Origin of the sequence: Paractinoplanes durhamensis, from assembly GCF_016862175.1 — a bacterium.
In the GTDB taxonomy this organism is placed as follows: domain Bacteria; phylum Actinomycetota; class Actinomycetes; order Mycobacteriales; family Micromonosporaceae; genus Actinoplanes; species Actinoplanes durhamensis.
Genome location: NZ_BOML01000101.1, coordinates 1 through 21,608 on the forward strand (window position 1 = coordinate 1; position 21,608 = coordinate 21,608).

Below are 21,608 nucleotides of genomic sequence, written 5' to 3' on the forward strand. Positions count from 1 at the left end.
CGCTACTCACCCATGGCTGGCTGATCATGCGGTCGCCGGGATGGTGCTGGCCCCGGGGACCCTGCTGCTGGAGTTGGTGTTGCGTGCCGGTGAGGAGGTCGGCTGCCCGGACGTGACAGAGCTGACCCTGCACACCCCGATGACGCTGCCGGACACGGGATCGGTGCAGGTCCAGGTGGCCGTCACCAATGACAGCGACAGCGGAAAATGCACCGCCACCATCCACACCCGCCCCGACATCGACCCAGAAAGTCCTGTTTGGACTCTGCACGCGACCGCCGCCCTCACCGCCGCCGATGACGTCACTGCCGGCACGGTCGACCTGACGGCCTGGCCGCCGCCCGGCGCCCAACCGGCCGACGGCACAGAAACCGTATGGCGCCGCGGCGACGAGATCTTCGCCGAAGTCACCCTGCCGGCCGAGCAAGACGCCGGCGCGACCCGATATGGCATCCACCCAGCGCTGCTGGATCTCGCGCTGGACGCCGCCGGTGACGCGGCGCGCCGATGGCCCGCTTCGTGGACCGGCGTCCGGTGGCATTCCGCCGGCGCCGCGGGCCTGCGTGTGCGATTCGCGCCGGCCGGTGCGGACACGTTCTCCCTGCACGCGGCCGACGAGGCAGGCAATCCCGTGCTGACCGCGGCATCCGTGGCACTCCGGCCGATTCCGGCCGAGGCGGGTGGGACGCCGGCCGACGTGCTGTTCCGGCTGCATCTGGTGCCGGTGCCGGTCCCCGGTGTCAACGGCGGGCCCGGCGGCGTACGGGTGCACCGGTGCGACACGGTGGACGAGCCGCTACCGTCCGCCGTCCGTACGGTGACCATGCAGGCGCTGGCCGCACTCACCGTGACGGGTGCCGAGACGCTGGTTGTCGTCACCCGCGCCGGCGACCTCGCGCACGCCGCGGTGCGCGGGCTGGTCCGGTCGGCCCAGGCCGAGCAGCCCGGCCGGTTCGTCCTGGTCGAGACCGAAACCGAAACCGTCGACGACGACGCGCTCCTGGCCGCCGCGGTCGCGTCCGGCGAGCCCGAGCTGGCCATCCGCGACGGCGCTCTGCTGGCACCCCGGCTCACCCGGGTCGCCTCCGCCCCGGCCGCCCCCGTCGAGCCGGGCGGCACCGTGATGGTCGTCGGGACGGGGGCGATGGGCCGGTTCGTCGCTCGGCACCTCGTCGTCGCGCGCGGGGCGCACCGTCTGCTGCTGGTCAACCGCTCCGGGCTCGCCGACGAACTGGTGGCGGAGCTGACCGGGCTGGGCGCCGAGGTGACCGTGGCGGCGTGCGACGCTGCCGACCGCATCGCCCTCGCCGCCCTGCTGGACAGCGTGCCGGCCCTCACCGGCGTGGTGCACTGCGCCGGGCTGGTGGCGGACGGCCTGGTCGGGTCGATCACGGCCGATCAACTCGACGCCGTTCTGCGCCCCAAGGTCGACGCTGCGGTCAATCTGGACGAGCTGACCCGCGACCGCGAGCTGTCCCTGTTCCTGCTGTGCTCGTCCGCGACCGGCGTGTTCGGCAACGCCGGCCAGGGCGCGTTCGGCGCCGCCAACGCCTTCCTTGATGCCCTCGCCGTGCGTCGCCGCGAGGCCGGTCGCCCGGCCGTGGCGCTGGCCTGGGGCCCCTGGGAGCCGCTGGCCGCCGACGCGCCGGCGCTGTTCGACCGGGCGGCCGGCGGCGCGGACGCGCTGGTGGTGGCGTGGCGGCCAGACCTCGCCGCCGTGCGGGCGGCCGACCAGGTGCCGCCGCTGCTGCGCGAGCTGGTCCCGAACCGGTCCCGCCGGCGCGCCAACGGGGTGGCCCCCGTCAGCCTCGCCCGGCGGATCGCCGGCCGGCCGGCGGCGGAACAACTCAAAATCCTGCTGGATGTCGTTCGCGGGCAGGTCGCCGCCGTGCTCGGCCACACCGGCGGCAACGGGAGCTCGTCACCGGCTGTCGGGGCGGACCGGCCGTTCAAGGAGCTCGGCTTCGACTCGCTCACCGCCGTCGAGCTGCGCAACCGGCTGAATGCGTCGACCGGCCTGCAGTTGCCGGCGACGCTGGTCTTCACCTATCCGACGGCCACCGCGGTCGCCCGGCACCTGCGCGCGGAACTGAATCCCGACGGTGACGTCCCTCCTGTCCTGCGGGAACTCGACCGGCTGGAGAACGTGACCGCCGGGCAGGCCGCGGAGCAACCCGACGACGAGACCCGCAGGCTGGTCACCCAACGCCTGGAGGCACTGCTGCGCCGGTGGCGCGGCGACGTGGCGGAGCTTGAACCGGCAGCGCTCGACTCCGCCAGTGCGGAGGACGTGTTCGCGCTTATCGACCGCTCCCTGGGCCGGCCTTGACCGCCGGCCTTGACCGCCGGCCGAGTAGGCACCGGACCAACCGTGCACGACCCCGAGCAACAACGCTCGACGCAGTCAGGAGTTCTGATGACACAGACCCACGAGCCGCGCCCGCTCCCGACCGACCGGAGTTCCCCGTTCGACCCGCCCGAGGAGCTGATCCGGCTGGGCAGCAGGCGGCCGGTGAGCCGAATCGTCTACGCCGACGGGTCGATCGGCTGGCTCGTCACCGGCCACGCCGAGGCTCAGGCGGTGCTCGGCGACGGGCGGTTCAGCGCTCGCAAGGAGCTGGTCCGGCTACCCGTGCCCTGGCTCGGCCACATGGAGCGGGTGCCGGCCGGTCCCGGCGAGTTCATCTTCATGGACCCGCCCGAGCACGCGCGCTTTCGCAAGCTGCTCGCCGGGTACTTCACCATGCGCCGCATGCGCCAGTTCATCCCGCGCGTAGAAGAGATCGCGCAGCAGCGGCTGGACGCGATGGAGGAGGCCGGCCAGCCGTGCGACCTGATGAAAGTCTTCGCCTACCCGATCCCGTCACTGGCCATCTGTGAATTGGTCGGCATGCCGTACGCGGAGGCCGGCGTCATGCACGACGAGATCACCCGGATGTTCAGCTTCGACTCGCCGCCGGAGGAGACCCGGGCGGCCGCCGCCGCCATTCACCGCATGCTGTACGAATTGCTGCTGCGTAAGCGGGCGAAACCGGCCGACGACATCATGAGCGAGTTGGTCATCTCCGGGCAGCTATCGGTCGAGGAGATCCTCCGCGTCGCCTCGCTGCTGCTCATCGGCGGGTTCGACAACACCGCCAACATGATCGGGCTCGGCGTGTACGCGCTCCTGCAGCACCCGGAGCAGCTTGCCCTGCTGCGTGCCCAGCCGGAACTGGTGGAGAGCGCGGTCGAGGAGCTGATGCGGTACGTGCCGTCGTTGCACATCGGACCGATCCGGGCGGCGCTGGAGGATGTCGAGCTGGGCGGCGAGTCGATCCGGGCCGGCGAGGTGCTGACGCTGTCGCTGTCCGCCGCCAACCGCGACGAACGGCGGTTCGAGGAGCCAGATCGGCTGGACATCATGCGTACGGCCACCCGCCAGCTGGCCTTCGGCTACGGCGTGCACCAGTGCATCGGCCAGACGCTTGCCCGCATCGAGATGCAGGTGGCGCACGCCGCGCTGCTGCGTCGCTTCCCGACGATGCGGCTTGCGATCCCCGGCGACGAGGTGCCGATGCGGGAGAACATCGTCCCCTACGGCCCCCGCCTGCTGCCGGTCGTCTGGGGGGATGCGGTATGACCACCAAAGCTCTGGTGCTCGGCGGCGGTCTGGCCGGCACGCTGGCCGCCCGTGTGCTCTCGGCACACTTCGACACCGTCACCGTGGTCGAGCGCGACCGGTACCCGCAGGGGCCGCAGTTGCGCCGCGGTGTGCCCCAGGCCCAGCACGGGCACCTGCTCATGGCCGGTGGCGCCACGATCATCGATCACCTGCTCCCGGGCACCGTTGACCGGCTGCTCGAACTGGGCGCGCACCGCATCGGGCTGCCGGAGGACACGGTCTCGCTCACCGCGTACGGCTGGGTGCCCCGATTTCCGGCCACCGGCTACATGATCACCTGCGGTCGTCCGCTGATCGACTGGGTGGTGCGCGAGCATGTGCTGCGCGAGAGGCGCATCACCGTGCTCGAGGACACCACGGTGCTCGGGTTGTGCGGTGGGGCGGGCCAGGTCACCGGCGCGCGGGTGCAGACCGCCGGCGCACCCGAGACGCGGCTGGAGGCCGACCTCGTCGTCAACGCCACCGGTCGCGCGTCCGGGCTGCGGCGCTGGCTGGCCGAGCTCGGCGCGCCGCCGATCGCGGAGGACATCGTGGACACCGGGATCGCCTACGCGACCCGGATCTACCGGGCCCCGCGCCGGTTCCCGCCGGTGGTCCTCTACGCCGATCACCGGGTGGCGCTGCCGGGCCGGAACGGTGCGTTGCTGCCGATCGAGGACGGGCGGTGGATCGTCACGCTGTCCGGGACCCGGGGCGGTGAGCCGCCGACGGACGAGGAAGGGTTCCTCGACTTCGCCCGCAACATCCGGCACCCGCTGATCAGCGAGCTGATCGCCGCGGCGGAACCGATTACCCCGATCCGGGGGACCCGCAGCACCGTCAACCGGCGGCTGCGGCTGGACGGGGCGGCTGACGGCTGGCCGGAGGGCCTGGTGGCGCTCGGCGACGCCGTCGCGGCGTTCAACCCGGTGTACGGGCACGGAATGAGCACGGCGGCGCGGGGCGCGCTGGCGCTGGATGCCAACCTGCGGCGGCTCGGACCGGGGCCCGGGTTGGCGCCGGCCGCCCAGCGCGCGGTCGTGGCCGCGGTCGACGACGCGTGGGTGCTCGCCACCCAGCAGGACATCTGCTATCCGGAGTGTCGCTACGACGTGGTGGACCCTCGGATCGTCAACCGCGGCGCATCGGGCCGCAACCTGATGGACCTTGTCGGACTGGCCGCGTTGCGGGAACCGGTGGTGAGTGCGGCGACGATCCGGGTCAATACGTTGTCGGCGCCGCTGACCAGCCTGGAAGGGGCAGACGTCGTGGCCGCGCTGCGCCGTCCCGCCGACCGGCCGCTGCTGACCGGTCCACCGCTCACGGACGAGGAGCGGGCCATCCTCGCGGCGCACGGCTGACGGCGTCGCGAGGATGGCCCGGCCCGGGTCACAGCCCGTCGACCCGGGTCATCTCGTCGGCGTCGAGCATGAAGCCGGACATGTTGAAGTTGCTCGCGATCCGGTCCAGGTTGCCCGACCGCGGGATGACCGGGATCCCGCGCTGCAGATGCCACCGCAGGACGACCTGGGCCGGTGTCACCCCGTGCCGGGCCGCGATCCCGGTGAGAGTCTCGTCGCGAAGGTCGGTGCCCTTGAGCGGGCTGTATCCCATCACGACGACGCCTCGGTCCCGGTGCTCGGCCAGCAGCTTGCTGTCGTGCCGGAACGGGCTCCACGGGATCTGGTTGACGGCCGGCGCCTGCCCGGTCGCCGCGATCAGCTCGTCGATCTGCTCGATGCTGTAGTTGCTCACGCCGACCGATCGGGCCAGCCCTTCCTCACGAGCGGCGAGGAAGGCCTGCCATGTCCGCGGGTGGGCGCGGCCGCGTGGCGGCCAGTGGACCAGCCACAGGTCGACGTGGTCGGTGCCGAGTGCCCGCAGGCTCGCGGTGAGCGTGCTGCGCTCCCGGCCGGCGTTCGCCGGTGGCAGCTTCGTGGTGACCAACACCGACCGCCGGTCGACGCCGCTGTCGCGCAGGGCGCGCCCGACGTCGGCCTCGTTGCCGTACATGGTCGCTGTGTCCAGGTGCCGGTAGCCGACCTGGAGGGCGTGCCGGATCGCCTCCTGCCCGGCGCGGCCCTGCAGTTGCCAGGTGCCGAATCCGAGCAGGGGCATCGTGACGCCGCCCGCCAGCGACGCTGTCATGCTGTCGTTGGTCTGTTCCATGTCCATCCCCCATATTCATCCCCCAGCCGTGCTTGTCAGGCGACGATGTCCCGGCGGCGGAACGAGACCAGGCCCACGGCGGTGAGCACGGCGGCCACGGCCACCAGCGCGAAGATCGGCCCGTAGTCGAGCGTCGGCCCCGGGAGTTTCGGACTGTGCGCGTAGGGCGAAATGTCCATCACCCATTGATTGAGCTTGAGGACCGGGCCCATCTCGCCCAGCAGGAAGAACGCGAGGAGCACCACCCAGCCGAGTACGACCTGGCGGGGCACCAGCCCGTACAGCGCGACCACGGCGCCGACGAGCACCCAGATCGCCGGTAGTTGCGCCAGGGCGGCACCCAGCACGCGCCCCAGCTCACCGCCGACGTCGCCGAGCGCCAGGCCGTGTGCCAGGCCGGCGCCGAGGCCGGTGGCGAACATCAGGATGGTTGTGCCGAACAGCGCCATGGCGACCTGGCTGCCCGCCCAGCCCAGCCGGCTGATCCCGGTGGCGAGCAGCGGCTCCGCCCGGGTGTTGGCCTCCTCCGACCGCAGACGCATGATCGACTGCACGCCGTACACCGAAACGATGATGGAGGCCAGGCCGAACTCGGCCGCGAGGAACGCGTCGGTGATGCCCTTCTCACCGCCCAGCCTGAGGATGATGTCCTGCAGATCCGGGTTGTCCAGCAGGTTGCCGACCTTCGAGGCGATGTTGCCGAGCACCAGCCCCAGCAGCAGGAAGCCGATGGCCCACGCCGCGAGACCGGCCCGCTGCAAGCGCCAGACGAGCCCCAGCGGGGAGCCCAGGAAGGCCGCCCCGCGGGCACGGCCGGGCCGGTCCGGCAGGAGCCCGGCGCCCAGATCCCGTCGCGCCGCCAGCGCGTAGGTGCCCGCCACGGCCACGGCGGTGAAGGCCAGGCTGACCAGCAGGGCCGACCAGCGCTCCCCGGCGAACGGCCGGAGCTGTTGCTGCCACCCCACCGGCGACAGCCAGCTCAGCCAGCGCGGCCCGGCGGTGTCGCCGATCGCCCGCGCGACGTAGGTGACGCCGAGCAGCGTGATCGCCAGACTGTTGGCGGCCCGGCCGTTGCCCGCCACCTGTGCGGCGGCCGCCGCGATCGCGGCGAACGCGAATCCGACACTCATCCAGCCGAGCCCGAACGCCACCGAACCGGCCACCGGCAGGCCCGCGGCGATCAGGCCCAGGGTCGTGAGGATGCCGAGCACGACGTTGGTGCCGAACCCGATGATCAGCGCCGCGGTGAGGGCGGCGTGGCGGCCGATGACGGTGGAGCCGACGAGTTCCAGCCGGCCGGTGTCCTCCTCGGACCGGGTGTGCCGCACCACCAGGATGATCGCCAGGATCGCCACCAGGATGGCGCCGATGCCGGACAACTTGACCATGGCGATCGCACCGATGGACGACTCGTCGTAGATCAGGCCGTTCAGCGCCACCACCGGCGGCGTGGTGTTGATCGTCTCCGATGCCTTGATCCGCTCCGCCAAGGTCGGGTAGAGCGGGATCGTCGCGGCGGCGCTGCCGGCCGCCATCGCGACGAGGACCGCCAGCCATGCCGGCAGCATGATCCGGTCGCGCCGCAGGGCCAGCTTCAGCAGGGCCCAGGTGCCGGTCAGGTGGTTGCTCATCGCGGCAGCGCCTCCGTCTCGGTCTGTCCCCGTTCGTCCACCGTCGGCTCGGTGCCGTAGTGGCGCAGGAACAGCTCCTCCAGCGAGGGCGGCTGGCTGACGAGACTGCGGACCCCTACCGTGGTCAGCGCCCTCAGCACCTCGTCGAGGTGCGCGTTGTCCACCTGCACGCGGACCCTGGTGCCGTCCACGCTGAGATCATGGACGCCGGGAAGGCCGTCCAGACCCTGGGGTGGCGTCGCCAGCGTCGCGTCGATCGAGGTCCGCCTCAGGTGGCGGAGCTCGGTCAGCGTGCCGGTCTCCACCGTGCGGCCGCTGCGAATGATCGTCACCCGGTGGCAGAGTGCCTCGACCTCGCTGAGGATGTGGCTGGACAACAGAATGGTGCGGCCCTTCTGGCGCTCCTCCAGGAGGGTGTCGCGGAACACGGCCTCCATCAGCGGGTCGAGCCCGGACGTCGGCTCATCCAGCAGGAGCAGCTCCACGTCGGAGGCGAGGCCGGCGACCAGCGCCACCTTCTGCCGGTTGCCCTTGGAGTACGAGCGACCCTTCTTCGTCGGGTCCAGGTTGAATCGCTCGATCAACTCGGCTCGTCGCTTGGGGTTCATCCCGCCGCGCATCCGGCCGAGCATGTCGATGACCTCCCCGCCGGACAGGTTGGGCCAGAGGGTGACGTCACCTGGCACGTAGGCCAGGCGGCGGTGCAGGGCCACCGCGTCGTGCCATGGGTCGCCACCGAGCAGCCGGACGGTGCCGGAGTCGGCGCGCAGCAACCCCAGAAGGACTCGCAGCGTAGTCGTTTTCCCCGCGCCGTTCGGCCCGAGGAACCCGTGTACCTCGCCTTCGGCGACCTCGAGATGCAAACCGTCCAAGGCGCGAGTCGAGCCGAAAGTTTTAACCAGGCTGGATATGGAGACGGGCGTCGTCATGCCCACCAAGCTACGCTGTTTTCACAAAACAGTGAAGACTGTGATGTTTCGGCTAGTCTTGCGCAGATGAGGGGAGACCGGGTGGCTCACAACGACGACGGGGGATCGCCGGCGACAGTTCCGCAGGCTGAGGCGCTGCCGGAGGGGATTTCCGCGATGCCCGACGAGGCGGTGCGGCAGTTCATCGAGCGGTTCAGTTTCACGCTCGCAGCCTCGGGCATGGCGCGGATGCCGGCCCGGGTCTTCGCGGCGCTGCTGGTCACCGACTCCGCCCGGCTCACCGCCGCCGAAGCGGCAGAGCTGCTGCAGGCCAGTCCGGCGGCCATCTCCGGCGCCGTTCGCTACCTCGCCCAGCTGAACCTCATCACCCGTGAGCGCCAGCCCGGCTCCCGGCGGGATCACTACCGGCTGTTCGACGATGTCTGGTACGAAGCGACGATGGGCCGCGACCGGATGGTCGCCCATTGGGAGAGCTCGGCCCGCGAGGTGGTGCAGTCGCTGGGCCCCGACACGCCTGCGGGCGCCCGGGTCGCCGAGATGCTGACCTTCTTCGAATTCGTTCATGCCGAGATGCCGATGCTCATCAAACGCTGGCGGGACCGGAAAGCCGAACTCCGGCTCGATAGCTGACCTTCTATCAGTTCGGCCGCGGCGGCGACACCCCGGGGTCGGGTAGGGGTCCGGCCGCCTCCGCGCAACAGGGGTAGCGGCTTCTTGGGTGCCAGGCAAGGCTGACGTTGTCAGCCTGCTCTGCCTGCTCTGCGCTCGCTCGAAGGAGCCCCTGTCGAATGGCGAACAACGAAGAGAAGCTGCTTGGCTACCTCAAGCGGGTCACGACCGCGCTGAACGAGTCGCAGTCGCGGGTGCAGGAGCTGGAGGCCGCCGGGCAGGAGCCCATCGCGATCGTCGGCATGGCATGCCGTTACCCGGGTGGGGTCAACTCCACGTCGGACCTGTGGCGCATTCTGGCCGACGGCCGGGACGTCGTGTCCGGGATGCCGACCGACCGCGGCTGGGACATCGAGGATCTCTATGACCCGGATCCGGACCGGCCGGGCAAGAGCTACGTCAAGGACGGCGGGTTTCTCCACGACGCGGCCGACTTCGATCCCGCCTTCTTCGGCATCAGCCCGCGCGAAGCGTTCGCCATGGACCCCCAGCAGCGGATGCTGCTGGAGTCCTCGTGGCGGTTGTTCGAGGACGCCGGAGTCGACCCGGCCACCCTGCGCGGCAGCCAGACCGGCGTGTTCGTCGGCGTGATCGCCTCCGGATATATCGAGCGCCTGGGCCGCGTGCCCGAAGAGGTCGAGGGATACGCCGGCACCGGCGCCATGACCAGCGTCGCCTCCGGCCGGATCGCCTTCACGTACGGGCTGGAGGGCCCGGCCGTCACGGTGGACACAGCGTGCTCGTCCTCGCTGGTCTCCATCCAGCTCGCCGGTCAGGCGCTGCGGCAGGGCGACTGCACCATGGCCGTGGCCGGTGGCGTCACCGTCATCCCGCACCCCGGCATCTTCACCGAGTTCAGCCGCCAGCGCGGCCTCGCCCCGGACGGCCGGTGCAAGTCGTTCGCGGCGGCGGCCGACGGCACGGGCTGGGCCGAGGGCTGCGGCCTGCTGCTGCTCGAACGGCTCTCCGACGCGCGCCGCAACGGCCGCGAGCCGCTGGCCGTGATCCGCGGCTGGGCGGTCAACCAGGACGGCACGAGCAACGGGCTGACCGCGCCCAACAACCTGGCGCAGGAGCGTGTCATCCGGCAGGCGCTGGCCAATGCCGGCCTCAGCAGCGCCGACGTCGACGCGGTGGAGGCCCACGGCACCGGCACCACGCTCGGCGACCCGATCGAGGCACAGGCACTGCTGGCCACGTACGGCCGGGACCGGGCTGCGGACCGCCCGCTGTGGCTGGGCTCGATCAAGTCGAACATGGGTCACGCCGGCGCGGCGGCAGGGGTCGCCGGGGTGATCAAGATGGTGCTCGCGCTACGCGCCGGCCTGCTGCCGGCCACGCTGCACGTCGACGCGCCGACACCCGAGGTCGACTGGTCGTCCGGGCACGTGCGGCTGCTGACCGAGCCGGTCACCTGGCAGCGCAACGGCCGGCCACGGCGCGCGGCGGTGTCGTCGTTCGGCGTGAGTGGCACCAACGCGCACGTCGTGCTGGAGGAGGCGCCGCAGGCCGAGGCCGCCGAGGAACAGGACGCGCCGGTGACCGCCCCGATCCCGGTGGTCGTTTCCGCGCGCACCGGCACCTCACTGCGCGCTCAGGCGGCCAAGCTGGCCGACTACCTGGCGGCCGAGGCGGCCGAGGCCGGCGCCGCGGTCCCGCTCGCCGACATCGCCCGGGCCCTGGCCGGCACCCGCTCGGTCATGGAGCACCGCGCCGTCGTTGTGGCCACCGACCGGGCAACCGCCGAGGCCGGCCTGCGCGACCTCGCCACCGGCACGCCCAGTCCGATCGTCGTCGACGGCAACGCCGGTCCGGACGCGGATCACCGGGTCGCCTTCGTCTTCCCGGGCCAGGGCTGGCAGTGGACCGGCATGGCCCGCGAGCTGCTCGACACCTCGCCCGTCTTCGCCGCCCGGATGGCCGAGTGCGCCGAGGTGCTCGATCCACTGCTGGGCACCTCCCTGCTGGCGGCCGCCCGCGGCGACGGAGACCCGGCCACGCTCGAGCGGGTCGACGTGATGCAGCCGGTCATGTTCGCGGTGATGCTTTCGCTCGCCGCGGTCTGGCAGGCTTACGGCGTCACGCCGGACGCAGTCGTCGGCCACTCGCAGGGCGAGCTGGCCGCCGCGTGCGTGGCCGGCCGGCTCGCGCTGGCCGACGCCGCCGTCGTCGTGGTGCAGCGCAGCAAGCTGATCGCGGAGCGGCTGTCCGGCCACGGCGGGATGGTGTCCGTCGCGGGGTCGCAGCAGCGGGTGCGCGACCTGCTCGCGGCGATCCAGGCGCCGCTGTCCGTGGCCGCGGTGAACGGGCCGGCCACGACCGTGGTGTCCGGTGAACCCGCCGGCCTGGACGAGCTGATGGCACGCTGCGACGCCGACGGCTTGCAGGCACGCCGCATCGGGGTGGACTACGCCTCGCACTCGGCGCAGGTCGACGCCATCGCCGGCGACCTGGCCGCGGCCCTGTCCGGGATCCACCCACAAACCGGATCCGTGCCCTTCGCCTCGGCGCTCACCGGTCAGCTCGACGACCACACGCCGCTCGATGCCGCGTACTGGACGCGTAACCTGCGCGAGCCGGTGCGGTTCGCCGACGCCGTCGGCGCGCTTCTGGACGCCGGCTACTCCGCTTTCGTCGAGGTCGGTGCCCACCCCGTGCTGACCACGGCGATCGCCGAGATCGCCGAGGCCCGGCAACGGCCCGCCGTCACCGTCGGCACGCTGCGCCGCGGCGAGGGTGACCTCGGCCGGCTCTGGCTGTCGCTGGCGACCGCCTGGACGGCCGGTCTGCCGGTGCGCTGGACGCAGGTGCTCGGGGCCACCCGTCGCCGGGTCGAGCTGCCCGGCTACGCGTTCGAGCGCGACCGGTTCTGGCTGGACAAGCCCGCCGGCGCCGACGTGACCGGCGCGGGCCTGCGCTCGCCCGGCCACCCCCTGCTGGGCGCCGCCGTCGAGCTGGCCGGGCACGGCGGCCTGCTGCTGACCGGTCGCCTGTCGCTCACCGCGCAGCCCTGGCTCGCCGACCACGCGGTCTCCGGCACGGTCCTGCTTCCCGGCGCGGCGTTCGTCGACCTCGCGGTCCGGGCCGGCGACGAGGTCGGCTGCGGCCGGCTGGCGGAGCTGACCCTGCACGCGCCGCTCATCCTCGGCGAAGCCGTGCAGGTCCAGGTTCTCATCGGCGAACCCGACGATGCCGGCCGGCGAGAGCTGCAGATCTTCGGCCGGGTCGACGACGGCGACCAGGACGCGCCGTGGACCACCCACGCGACCGGCGCCCTGGAGCCGGCGCCGGTCGGCATCGATCCGGCTTCGACCGGCGAGTTCGCCGAGTGGCCGCCCGCCGGCGCCACCGAGGTGGAGATCGGATCGCTCTACGACGACCTCGCCGAGGCCGGTTACGCCTATGGGCCCGCGTTTCGCAGTCTGCGCGCGGCCTGGCAGCGCGGCGACGAGGTGTTCGCTGAGATCGCCCTGCCCGGCGACCGGCAGGCCGAGGCGCAGCGCTTCACCCTGCACCCGGCGCTGCTCGACGGCGCTCTGCACGCCCTCGCCTTCCTCCCGCGGGACCAGGGCGCCGACGTCCGGCTGCCGTTCGCCTGGACCGGCGTGCGGGTGACCGCCGCCGGCGCCGCGGTCCTGCGGGTGCGGCTCACCCCGACCGGCGGCGACGGCATCGCCATCACCGCCGCCGATCCGTCCGGCGCCCCGGTCGCCGAGATCGAGTCCATGGTCATGCGGGCGGTCGCGGCACACGATCTTGACGCACCGGGCCGGGGCGACGACCGGCTGTTCCGGCTGGACTGGAACCCCCTCGCGGCCGACTCCGGCGGGTCCGAGGGCGGCGCCGCGGATTGGGCGTTGCTCGGTCCGGACACCCTCGGCGTCCGTGCCGGCCTGCGCGGCGCCGGCATCATCCCGCAGTCAGCCCCGGACCTCGGCCTGCTGGCCCTCGACATCGACGCCGGCATCCCCGCGCCCGGCGTGGTCCTCGCGTGCGCACCCACATCCGACGTGCAGAGCAAGACGCGCCCGCAAGGCACCGTCGCGATCACGCATGCCACCACCGCGGCCACCCTCGACCTGCTGCAGCGATGGCTCGCCGAGCCGCGCGTCGCCGCCTCGCGGCTGATCCTGCTCACCCGCGGCGCCGTCAGCATCGACGGCCAGGATTCGTCGATCGCGCCGGCGCAGGCCGCCGTGTGGGGACTGGTCCGCTCGGCGCAGGCGGAGAACCCCGACCGGTTCATGCTCCTCGACCTCGACGACACCGGTCCCTCCTGGGCTGCCCTGCCCGCCGCCGTCGCTGCCGCCCTGTCGGCCGGCGAGCCGCAGGTCGCCCTGCGCGGCGGCGCGGGCCACGTCGGCCGGCTGGTCCGGGCGGCCACCTCCGTCCCGCTCAGCCCGCCCGTCGGTGCGGACGCCTGGCAGCTCGACACGGTGGCCCCCGGCGACGTGTCAGGCCTGGCACTGGTGCCGGCGCCGGAGGCCGCCGCGCCACTGCGCGCCGGCCAGGTGCGGCTGTCGGTCCGCGCGGCCGGGCTGAACTTCCGCGATGTGCTCGTCTCCCTCGGCATGGTGCCCGGGCAGGTCGGCATGGGCGGTGAGGGCGCCGGCGTGGTCACCGAGGTCGGCCCCGACGTGGCCGGGCTCGCGGTCGGTGACCGGGTGCTGGGCATCTTCCCCGGCTCGTTCGGGCCGGTCGCCGTGGCGGACGCCCGGATGGTCGTGCCGGTTCCGCGGGACTGGTCGTGGGAGCGCGCCGCGTCGGCCCCGATCGCGTTCGTCACCGCCTATCACGCGCTCACCGCGATGGCCGAGGTGCAGCCGGGTGAGTCCGTGCTCATCCACGCCGCGGCCGGCGGCGTCGGCATGGCTGCGGTCGCCATCGCGCGGCACCTCGGCGCCGAGGTCTACGCCACCGCCAGCCCCGGCAAGCACGCAGCGCTGGCCGCGCTCGGGGTCGACGAAGCGCACCTGGCGTCCTCTCGCGACGCCGACTTCGCGCCCCGCTTCCTGGCGGCCACCGACGGCCGGGGCGTCGACGTGGTACTCAATTCGCTGACCGGCGAGCTGGTCGACGCCTCGCTGCGGGTCCTGCCGCGCGGCGGGCGCTTCATCGAGCTGGGCAAGCGGGAGATCCGCGAGCCCGCCCAGGTCGCCAGCGACTACCGAGGAGTGGACTACCGGCCCTTCGAGGACCCCGACCCGCAGCGCATCGGTGAGTTGCTGGCGATCGTCGTCGACCTGTTGGGCCAGGGTGTCCTGCGGCCGCTGCCGACGCGCGCCTTCGGTCTGCTCCGGGCCGCCGAGGCGTTCTCCTGGATGAGCCAGGCCCGGCACACCGGCAAGCTGGTTCTGACCGTTCCGCGCCGTCCCGAGCCCGAGGGCACGACCCTGATCACCGGCGGCACCGGCACCATCGGCCGACTCGTCGCCCGGCACCTGGTGGTCACCGGGCAAGCCCGGCACCTGGTGCTGGTCAGCAGGCAGGGTGAACAGGCGCCGGGCGCCGCCGACATCGTCACGGAGCTGACCACCGTCGGCGCCCGCGTCACGGTGACCGCCTGCGACGCGGCCGATCGCGACGCGCTGCGGGCGGTCATCGAGGCGATCCCGGCCGAGCACCCACTGACCTCGGTCATCCACGCCGCCGGCCGGCTCGACGACGGGCTGCTCGTCTCGTTGACACCCGACCGGCTGGCCGGGGTCCTGCGGTCCAAGGTGGACGCCGCGGTCAATCTCGACGAGCTGACGCGCGATCTCGACCTCGCCCAGTTCGTGCTGTTCTCGTCGACGTCCGGGGTGCACGGCGCCGTCGGCCAGGCCAACTACGCGGCCGGCAACGCGTTCCTGGACGCCCTGGCCCAGCACCGGCGGGCGGCCGGGCTGCCCGGCACCTCGCTCGCCTGGGGCTACTGGGCCCGCGCCACCGGCATGACCGGCCGTCTCACCGAGGTGGACATGGCCCGGATCGGGGAGAGCGGCGTCGTGCCGCTGACCTCCGAGGAGGGGCTGGTCCTCTACGACGCCGCGCTGGCGCTCGACGAGCCGGTCCTGATGCCGGCCCGCGTCGACCTTGCCGCGCTCCGCGGCCTCGCCGCCGCGGGCGAACTGCCCGCGCTGCTGCGCCGCCTGGTGCGTTCCGCGCCGGTACGCCGCGCCGCCGCGCAGGCGAGCGCCGCCGCCGACGCCGAGCTGGCCGATCGGCTGGCCGGCCTGGGCGTCGAGGAGCAGGAGGAGCTGCTGCTGGACGTGGTCCGGTCGCACACCGCGGCCACCCTGCGGCACAGCACCCCGGACCTGATTCACCCCGACCGGGCGTTCAAGGATCTGGGCTTCGACTCGCTGACGGCCGTGGAACTGCGCAACCGGCTGGCCGCCGCCACCGGGCTGCAACTGGCGGCGACGCTGGTCTTCGACCACCCGACGCCGGCCCAGTTGGCGAGCTTCCTGCGCGACGAGATCGACCCCGAGGGCGACCCGGGCGACGCGGTGTTCGACGACCTGTATCGGCTGGAGGCCGCACTGGCGGCGACGGCACCGGACGAGATCACTCGGGTGGCGGTCGCCAAGCGCCTGGAGGCCATGTTGTGGACCTGGAACGGCGGCCACCGGCAGTCCCGCGACGGCGGCGCGCTGGACGCGGGCAGCCTCGCGTCCGCCTCCGATGACGACATGTTCGAGCTGATCGACCAGGAGCTGGGCGGCTCCTGAAAACCGCGGAACGGATCCGGGAGGAAACGCCGATGACGGCGAGTACCGAGGACAAACTTCGCGACTATCTCAAGCGGGTCGGCGCCGAGCTGGGCCGCAGCCGGCAGCGCACGGCGGAGCTGGAGGCGGCCCGCCACGAGCCGATCGCGATCGTCGGGATGTCCTGCGCGCTGCCCGGCGGGGTGTCCACGCCGGACGACCTGTGGGCCTTCGTGGCCTCCGGCGGCGACGCGATCGGCCCGTTCCCGGCCGACCGCGGCTGGGACCTGCCCGCTCTGTACAGCACGGACCCGAACGTCCCCGGCACCGCCTACGTCCGCGAGGGCGGCTTCCTTTACGACGTGGCCGACTTCGACGCCGAGTTCTTCGGCATCTCACCGCGGGAAGCGCTGGTGATGGACCCCAACCAGCGGCTCGTGCTGGAGGCGGCGTGGGCGGCCATCGAGCGCGGCGGGATCGACCCGGCAGCGCTCAAGGGCAGCCGCACCGGGGTGTTCATCGGCGCCCAGACCTCCTGGTACGTGGAGCGCCTGGACGTGCCGCGGCTGGCGGAGGTGCCGGAGGTCGAGGGCTACCTGGGCTCCGGCGGCATGCCGAACATGATTTCCGGCCGGGTCGCCTACGCCCTCGGCCTGGAGGGCCCGGCGGTCACCGTGGACACCGCCTGTTCCTCGTCGCTGGTGTCGGTGCACCTCGCGGCGAACGCCCTGCGCCGCGAGGAATGCGGCCTCGCGCTGGCCGGCGGCGTCGCGGTGATGTGCGCCCCGGCGGCGTTCGTCGAGTTCTCCCGGCAGCGCGGGGCGGCGCACGACGGCCGCTGCAAGTCATACGCCGACGGTGCCGACGGTGCCGGCTGGTCCGAGGGCGTGGCGATGGTCGTGCTGGAGCGGCTGTCCGACGCGCGCCGGCACGGTCACCCGGTGCTGGCCGTGGTCACCGGCTCCGCCATCAACTCGGACGGTGCCAGCAACGGGCTCACCGCGCCCAGCGCCTCGGCCCAGCAGCGGGTGATCCGGGACGCCCTCGCCGATGCCCGGATCAGCGCCGCGGACGTCGACGTGGTCGAGGGGCACGGCACCGGCACCACGCTCGGCGACCCGATCGAGATTCAGGCGCTGCTGGCCACCTACGGCCGGGAGCGCCCCGCCGAGCGTCCGCTCTGGCTCGGTTCGCTCAAGTCCAACCTCGGCCACACGCAGGCCGCCGCGGGCGTCGCCGGCCTGATCAAGATGGTCCAGGCGCTGCGGCACGGCATGCTGCCGGCGACCCTGCACGTCGACGAGCCGACCTCGCAGGTGGACTGGTCGGCCGGCGCGGTGTCGCTGCTGACCGAAGCCAGGCCCTGGACTCTCACGGACCGCCCACGCCGGGCCGGCATCTCCGCGTTCGGGGTCAGCGGCACCAACGCGCACATCGTGCTCGAAGAAGCTCCGCCCGCGGAGCCGGAGCCGGAAGGCCGATCGGCGCCGGACCGCCCGGCGGTCTTCGCCGGTCCGCGGCCGGTGACGTGGATGGTCTCCGGACGCGACCGGCAGTCCCTCCGGGCGCAGGCCGCCCGGTTGCACGACCACCTCGAGGGCCGCCCCGATCTCGACCCGCTCGCCGTCGAGCAGGCGCTCGTCAGCACCCGCACCGCCTTCGACAGCCGCGGCGTCGTGGTGGCCGCCGACCGCGACGGGCTGCTGCACGGGTTCGCCGCGATGGCGCGGGGTGTTCCGGCAGACCACGTCGTCACCGGCGAGGCACTCGTACGCAAAGCGGTCTTCGTCTTCCCCGGACAGGGCTCGCAGTGGCCCGGCATGGCCGCGTCCCTGTTCGACGCTTCGCCGGTCTTCGCGGAGGCTCTGACCGAGTGCGCCGAGGCGCTGCAGCCGCACCTCGACTGGCCCGTGCTCGACGCGCTGCGCGGCGGTGCGCAGGCCAGCGATGTGGACACCGACCGGGTCGACGTCGTCCAGCCGGCGCTGTTCGCGGTGCTGGTCTCCCTGGCCCGCCTCTGGCGCGCCTGCGGGGTCCAGCCCGCCGCAGTCGTCGGCCACTCTCAGGGGGAGATCGCGGCCGCCCACATCGCCGGCGCGCTGACCCTCGCCGACGCCGCCCGCGTCGTGGCGTTGCGCAGCCTCGCGATCCGTGAACAGTTGGCCGGTCACGGCGGCATGGTCTCGGTCATGCTGCCGGCCCGAGCCGCCGGCGAACTGGCCGGCAGGTGGGCCGGCCGGGTCGAGGTCGCCGCCGTCAACGGGCCGAATGCGACGGTCCTGGCCGGTGCGCCCGACGCGCTGGACGAGCTCCTCGAAGCGTGCATCGCCGACGGAGTCCGCGCCCGGCGGATCGCTGTCGATTACGCCTCGCACACCGTGCAGGTCGAGACGATTGCCGAGCGGCTGCGCACCGCGCTCGCCCCGACCGCGCCGCGTTCCTGCGGGGTGCCGTTCTATTCCACCGTCACCGGCGCGACCATCGACACCGCGACACTCGACGGCGAGTACTGGCACCGCGGCCTGCGGGCGACCGTCCAGTTCGAGCGGGCCATCCAGTCGGTGGTCGCCGACGGTTTCGGCACGTTCGTCGAGGTCAGCCCGCACCCCGTGCTCACCCCGGAGGTGCTGGCCGTCGCCGAGGCGGCCGGGCGGCAGCAGGCCGTCGCCGTCGGATCGTTGCGCCGGGGCGACGGTGGTCCCGACCGTTTCCTCACCTCGCTCGCCGAAGCGTACGTGGCTGGGCTGCCCGTGGAATGGACCGCCGTGCTCGGCGACGCCGCCGGCCGGCCGCCGGTCGAGCTCCCCACCTACGCGTTCCAGCGGCGGCGGTTCTGGCTCGACGCCACACCGACGGGCGCCGGCCCCAGCACCGTCGCCGGCGGTCCTGTCGGCGCGGCGGAGGCCCAGTTCTGGGCGGCCGTCGACCGGGAGGATGTCGCCGCCGTCGCCGACGCCCTCGGCGTGGACGGAAACCAGCCGCTCGACGCCGTGCTGCCCGCCCTCGCCACCTGGCACCGGCGACGGACGTCCGAGACGATGCTGGACAGCTGGCGCTACCGCGTCGCCTGGCAACCGTCGCCCGCACCCGCACGATCTGAGCTGCACGGCACCTGGGCCGTGGTCGTCCCCGCCGGCCTTGCCGACGCCTCGATCGTCACCGGCTGCCTGCGTGCCTTGCGCAGGGCCGGGGCCGAGGCGGTCCCGGTCATCCTGCCCGGCCCGACGGACGGCCCCGCCGAGGAGGACCGGGCGCAGCTCGCGACGGCGCTCGCCGACGCCCACCCCGGTGACCTCGCCGGTGTGCTGTCCCTGCTGTCACTCGACGAGGGGTCCCATCCGGAGTACCCCGGGGTGCCCGCCGGACTCGCTGCGACAACGACCCTGGTGCAGGCCCTGCTGGACCGGGGCGTCGAGGTGCCGCTGTGGTGCGCCACCCGCGGCGGGGTCGCGGTCTCCGAGCACGAGCACGTCGCCCGGGCCACCGACGCACTCGTCTGGGGCCTGGGCCTGGTGATCGCACTGGAGCAGCCTCGGCTCTGGGGCGGCCTTCTCGACCTGCCGGCCGAACTAGGTGAACGGGAACAGGGGCTGCTCGTCGCGGCGCTCGCCGGCACGGACGGCGAGGACCAGGTCGCGGTACGGTCACAAGGCCTGTTCGTCCGCCGGATGCTGCGCGCGCCGCTGCCCTCCCGGCCGGCCGACGACGAGCCGGTGCGGACCTGGCAGCCCCGTGGCACCGTCTTGGTCACCGGCGGGACCGGCGGTCTCGGCGCGCACGTCGCCCGGTGGCTGGCCGCCCGCGGCGCGAGCCACGTCGTGGTGGCCAGCCGCCGGGGCGAGGAGGCACCCGGAGCCACTGAGCTGGCACAGGACATCCGCGCACGCGGCGCGAGCGTCGACGTCATCGCTTGCGACCTCGGCGACCGGGAGGAGGTGGCGCGGCTGCTGGCGGCTGTTCCCGCCGAGCATCCGCTGACCGCGGTGTTCCACGCCGCCGCCGTTCTCGACGACGGGCTCGTCGACGGGCTCACCCCGAAGAGAATGGACCACGTCCTGCGGGTCAAGATGCACGGCGCTCTGCATCTGCACGAGCTGACCCGGCATCTCGAACTGGACGCGTTCGTGTTGTTCTCCTCGTTCGCCGCCACCTTCGGCTCGCCCGGGCTCGGCAACTACGCGCCCGGCAACGCCTTCCTCGAGGCGCTGGCCGAGCAGCGCCGCGCTGACGGCCTTCCGGCCACCGCGGTGGCCTGGGGCCGGTGGGCCGGAGCCGGCATGGCCCGCGGGCCGGCGGGGGAGCGGGCACGCCGGCACGGCCTGATGGACATGGACCCGGAGCTGTGTCTGGCCGCCCTGCAGCAAACCCTCGATCACGACGAGCCGGCCCCGGTCATCATCGACATCGAGTGGAGCCGGTTCGCCGGGCATTTCTCGGCCGACCGGCCCAGCCGGTTCTTCCTGGACATCGCCGAGGCACAGGCGGTGGTGGCCGCCACCGAGGCGGCCAACCAGGCGGCCGCCGCCGGCGCGCAGGAGTTCGCCCAGCAACTGGCCGGCCATGCGCCGGCCGAGCGGGAACGCCTCCTGCTCGACCTGGTGCGTACCCAGGTCGGTGAGGTCCTGGGGCACACCGGAGCCGGCGCCGTCGCCCCCGACAAGGCGTTCTCCGATATCGGCTTCGACTCCCTCACCGCGCTCGAACTGCGCAACCGGCTCAACGCCCTGACCGGCAAGCGACTACCGTCCACATTGGTCTTCGACCATCCCACCCCGGCCGCGCTGGCCCAGTTCCTCGCCGTGCAGATCGACCCGGGCGCAGCTGCGGGACCATCCGGGTACTTCGAGGACATCGACCGGCTGGCCGCCACGCTGGCCAAGACGCCACCGAACGAGACCGACCGCGAACGACTGCGTCGCCGCCTGGAGTCCTTGGCCCGCGAGCTGCGCGGCGACGCGACTCCCGGCGCCGGGGGTGCGGACGACGGCGCCGCCGACCCCACGCCCAACGTCGAGTCGGCATCCAACGACGAGATCTTCGCCCTGATCGACCGAGAATTCGGCGGATCCTGACCCGCCACCCCAGCCCCACAACGTGCGGGAGCAACGCAATGACCGACGGCGACACCAAGCTTCGCGATTACCTCAACCGCATGGTCACCGACCTCCGCGAGACGCGGCAACGGCTGCAAGAGGTGGAGGGGCGGCAGACCGAGCCGATCGCGATCGTCGGGATGGCGTGCCACTTCCCCGGTGGTGTGGATTCACCCGACGACCTGTGGGATCTGGTTGCCGGCGGCGGCGACGCGGTCGGCGCGTTCCCCACCGACCGCGGCTGGGACCTCGACCTGCTCACCTCGCCGGGGGCCGACGGCAACGGGCTGAGCGCGGTCGCCGAGGGCGGTTTCCTGCGCGGCGCCGGCGAGTTCGACGGCGACCTGTTCGGCATCAGCCCACGCGAGGCGGTCGCGATGGACCCGCAACAGCGGCTGCTGCTGGAGACGGCGTGGGAGGTGTTCGAGCGCGCGGGCATCGACCCGACGTCGCTGAAGGGCAGCGCCACCGGCGTGTTCGCCGGGATGGTTCCGCAGGGCTACGGCACCGACGTGCGGGAGGTCCCGGAGGAGGTGGCCGGCTATCTGAGCACCGGCACGGCGGCCAGCGCCGCGTCCGGTCGCCTGGCGTACACCTTCGGCCTCGAGGGTCCTGCGGTGACGGTCGACACCGCGTGCTCCTCCTCCCTGGTGGCGCTGCACCTCGCGGTGCAGGCGCTGCGCAACGGCGAATGCGTTCTCGCCCTCGCCGGCGGCGTCACGGTGATGGCCACGCCCGGCCTGTTCGTCGACTTCTCCCGTCAGCAGGGGCTGGCGGGAGAC

General features: G+C 73.1%; 10 protein-coding genes. 7 read left to right on the forward strand and 3 right to left on the reverse strand.

Annotated features, from left to right (window positions below; translation table 11 throughout):
• From Adu01nite_RS46885 to Adu01nite_RS46895, 3 genes are all read left to right on the forward strand, one after another.
• The coding region (locus Adu01nite_RS46885; protein WP_203735910.1) for a type I polyketide synthase at positions 1 to 2,329 on the forward strand (2,329 nt) is incomplete at its 5' end.
• Between the two features lie 87 nt (positions 2,330 to 2,416).
• Positions 2,417 to 3,622, forward strand: a complete 1,206-nt coding sequence (locus Adu01nite_RS46890; RefSeq protein ID WP_203735911.1) for a cytochrome P450 — start codon at positions 2,417 to 2,419, stop codon at positions 3,620 to 3,622.
• Positions 3,619 to 5,004: an NAD(P)/FAD-dependent oxidoreductase gene (locus Adu01nite_RS46895; RefSeq protein ID WP_203735912.1), complete on the forward strand. Its 1,386-nt coding sequence runs from the start codon at positions 3,619 to 3,621 to the stop codon at positions 5,002 to 5,004. Before Adu01nite_RS46890 ends, Adu01nite_RS46895 begins: the two co-directional genes overlap by 4 nt.
• A 28-nt stretch (positions 5,005 to 5,032) precedes the next feature.
• Here the strand turns inward: Adu01nite_RS46895 and Adu01nite_RS46900 are convergent, their stop codons facing one another.
• From Adu01nite_RS46900 to Adu01nite_RS46910, 3 genes are read right to left on the reverse strand one after another with little or no spacing between them, the layout of a single operon-like run.
• A complete protein-coding gene (locus tag Adu01nite_RS46900; protein ID WP_239133236.1) occupies positions 5,033 to 5,812 on the reverse strand; it encodes an aldo/keto reductase in 780 nt (259 codons plus the stop codon).
• 35 nt (positions 5,813 to 5,847) lie between these two features.
• Complete coding sequence (locus tag Adu01nite_RS46905; protein WP_203735913.1) at positions 5,848 to 7,443, reverse strand: ABC transporter permease; 1,596 nt, start codon at positions 7,441 to 7,443, stop codon at positions 5,848 to 5,850.
• Entirely contained in the window at positions 7,440 to 8,372 is a 933-nt protein-coding gene (locus Adu01nite_RS46910) for an ABC transporter ATP-binding protein (RefSeq protein WP_203735914.1), read from the reverse strand. Before Adu01nite_RS46910 ends, Adu01nite_RS46905 begins: the two co-directional genes overlap by 4 nt.
• Positions 8,373 to 8,528: 156 nt before the next feature.
• Between Adu01nite_RS46910 and Adu01nite_RS46915 the strand changes: the two genes are divergently transcribed.
• The 4 genes from Adu01nite_RS46915 to Adu01nite_RS46930 all read left to right on the forward strand — a co-directional run.
• Positions 8,529 to 9,002 carry a GbsR/MarR family transcriptional regulator gene (locus tag Adu01nite_RS46915; protein WP_203735915.1) on the forward strand — a complete coding sequence of 158 codons (474 nt, stop codon included), beginning with the start codon at positions 8,529 to 8,531 and terminating at the stop codon, positions 9,000 to 9,002.
• 158 nt (positions 9,003 to 9,160) lie between these two features.
• Positions 9,161 to 15,754, forward strand: a complete 6,594-nt coding sequence (locus Adu01nite_RS46920; RefSeq protein ID WP_203735916.1) for a type I polyketide synthase — start codon at positions 9,161 to 9,163, stop codon at positions 15,752 to 15,754.
• A gap of 14 nt (positions 15,755 to 15,768) precedes the next feature.
• A complete protein-coding gene (locus Adu01nite_RS48705) occupies positions 15,769 to 20,805 on the forward strand; it encodes a type I polyketide synthase (RefSeq protein WP_438871120.1) in 5,037 nt (1,678 codons plus the stop codon).
• Between the two features lie 38 nt (positions 20,806 to 20,843).
• Positions 20,844 to 21,608: beta-ketoacyl synthase N-terminal-like domain-containing protein (locus tag Adu01nite_RS46930; protein ID WP_203735918.1), on the forward strand; the 765-nt coding region annotated here is incomplete at its 3' end.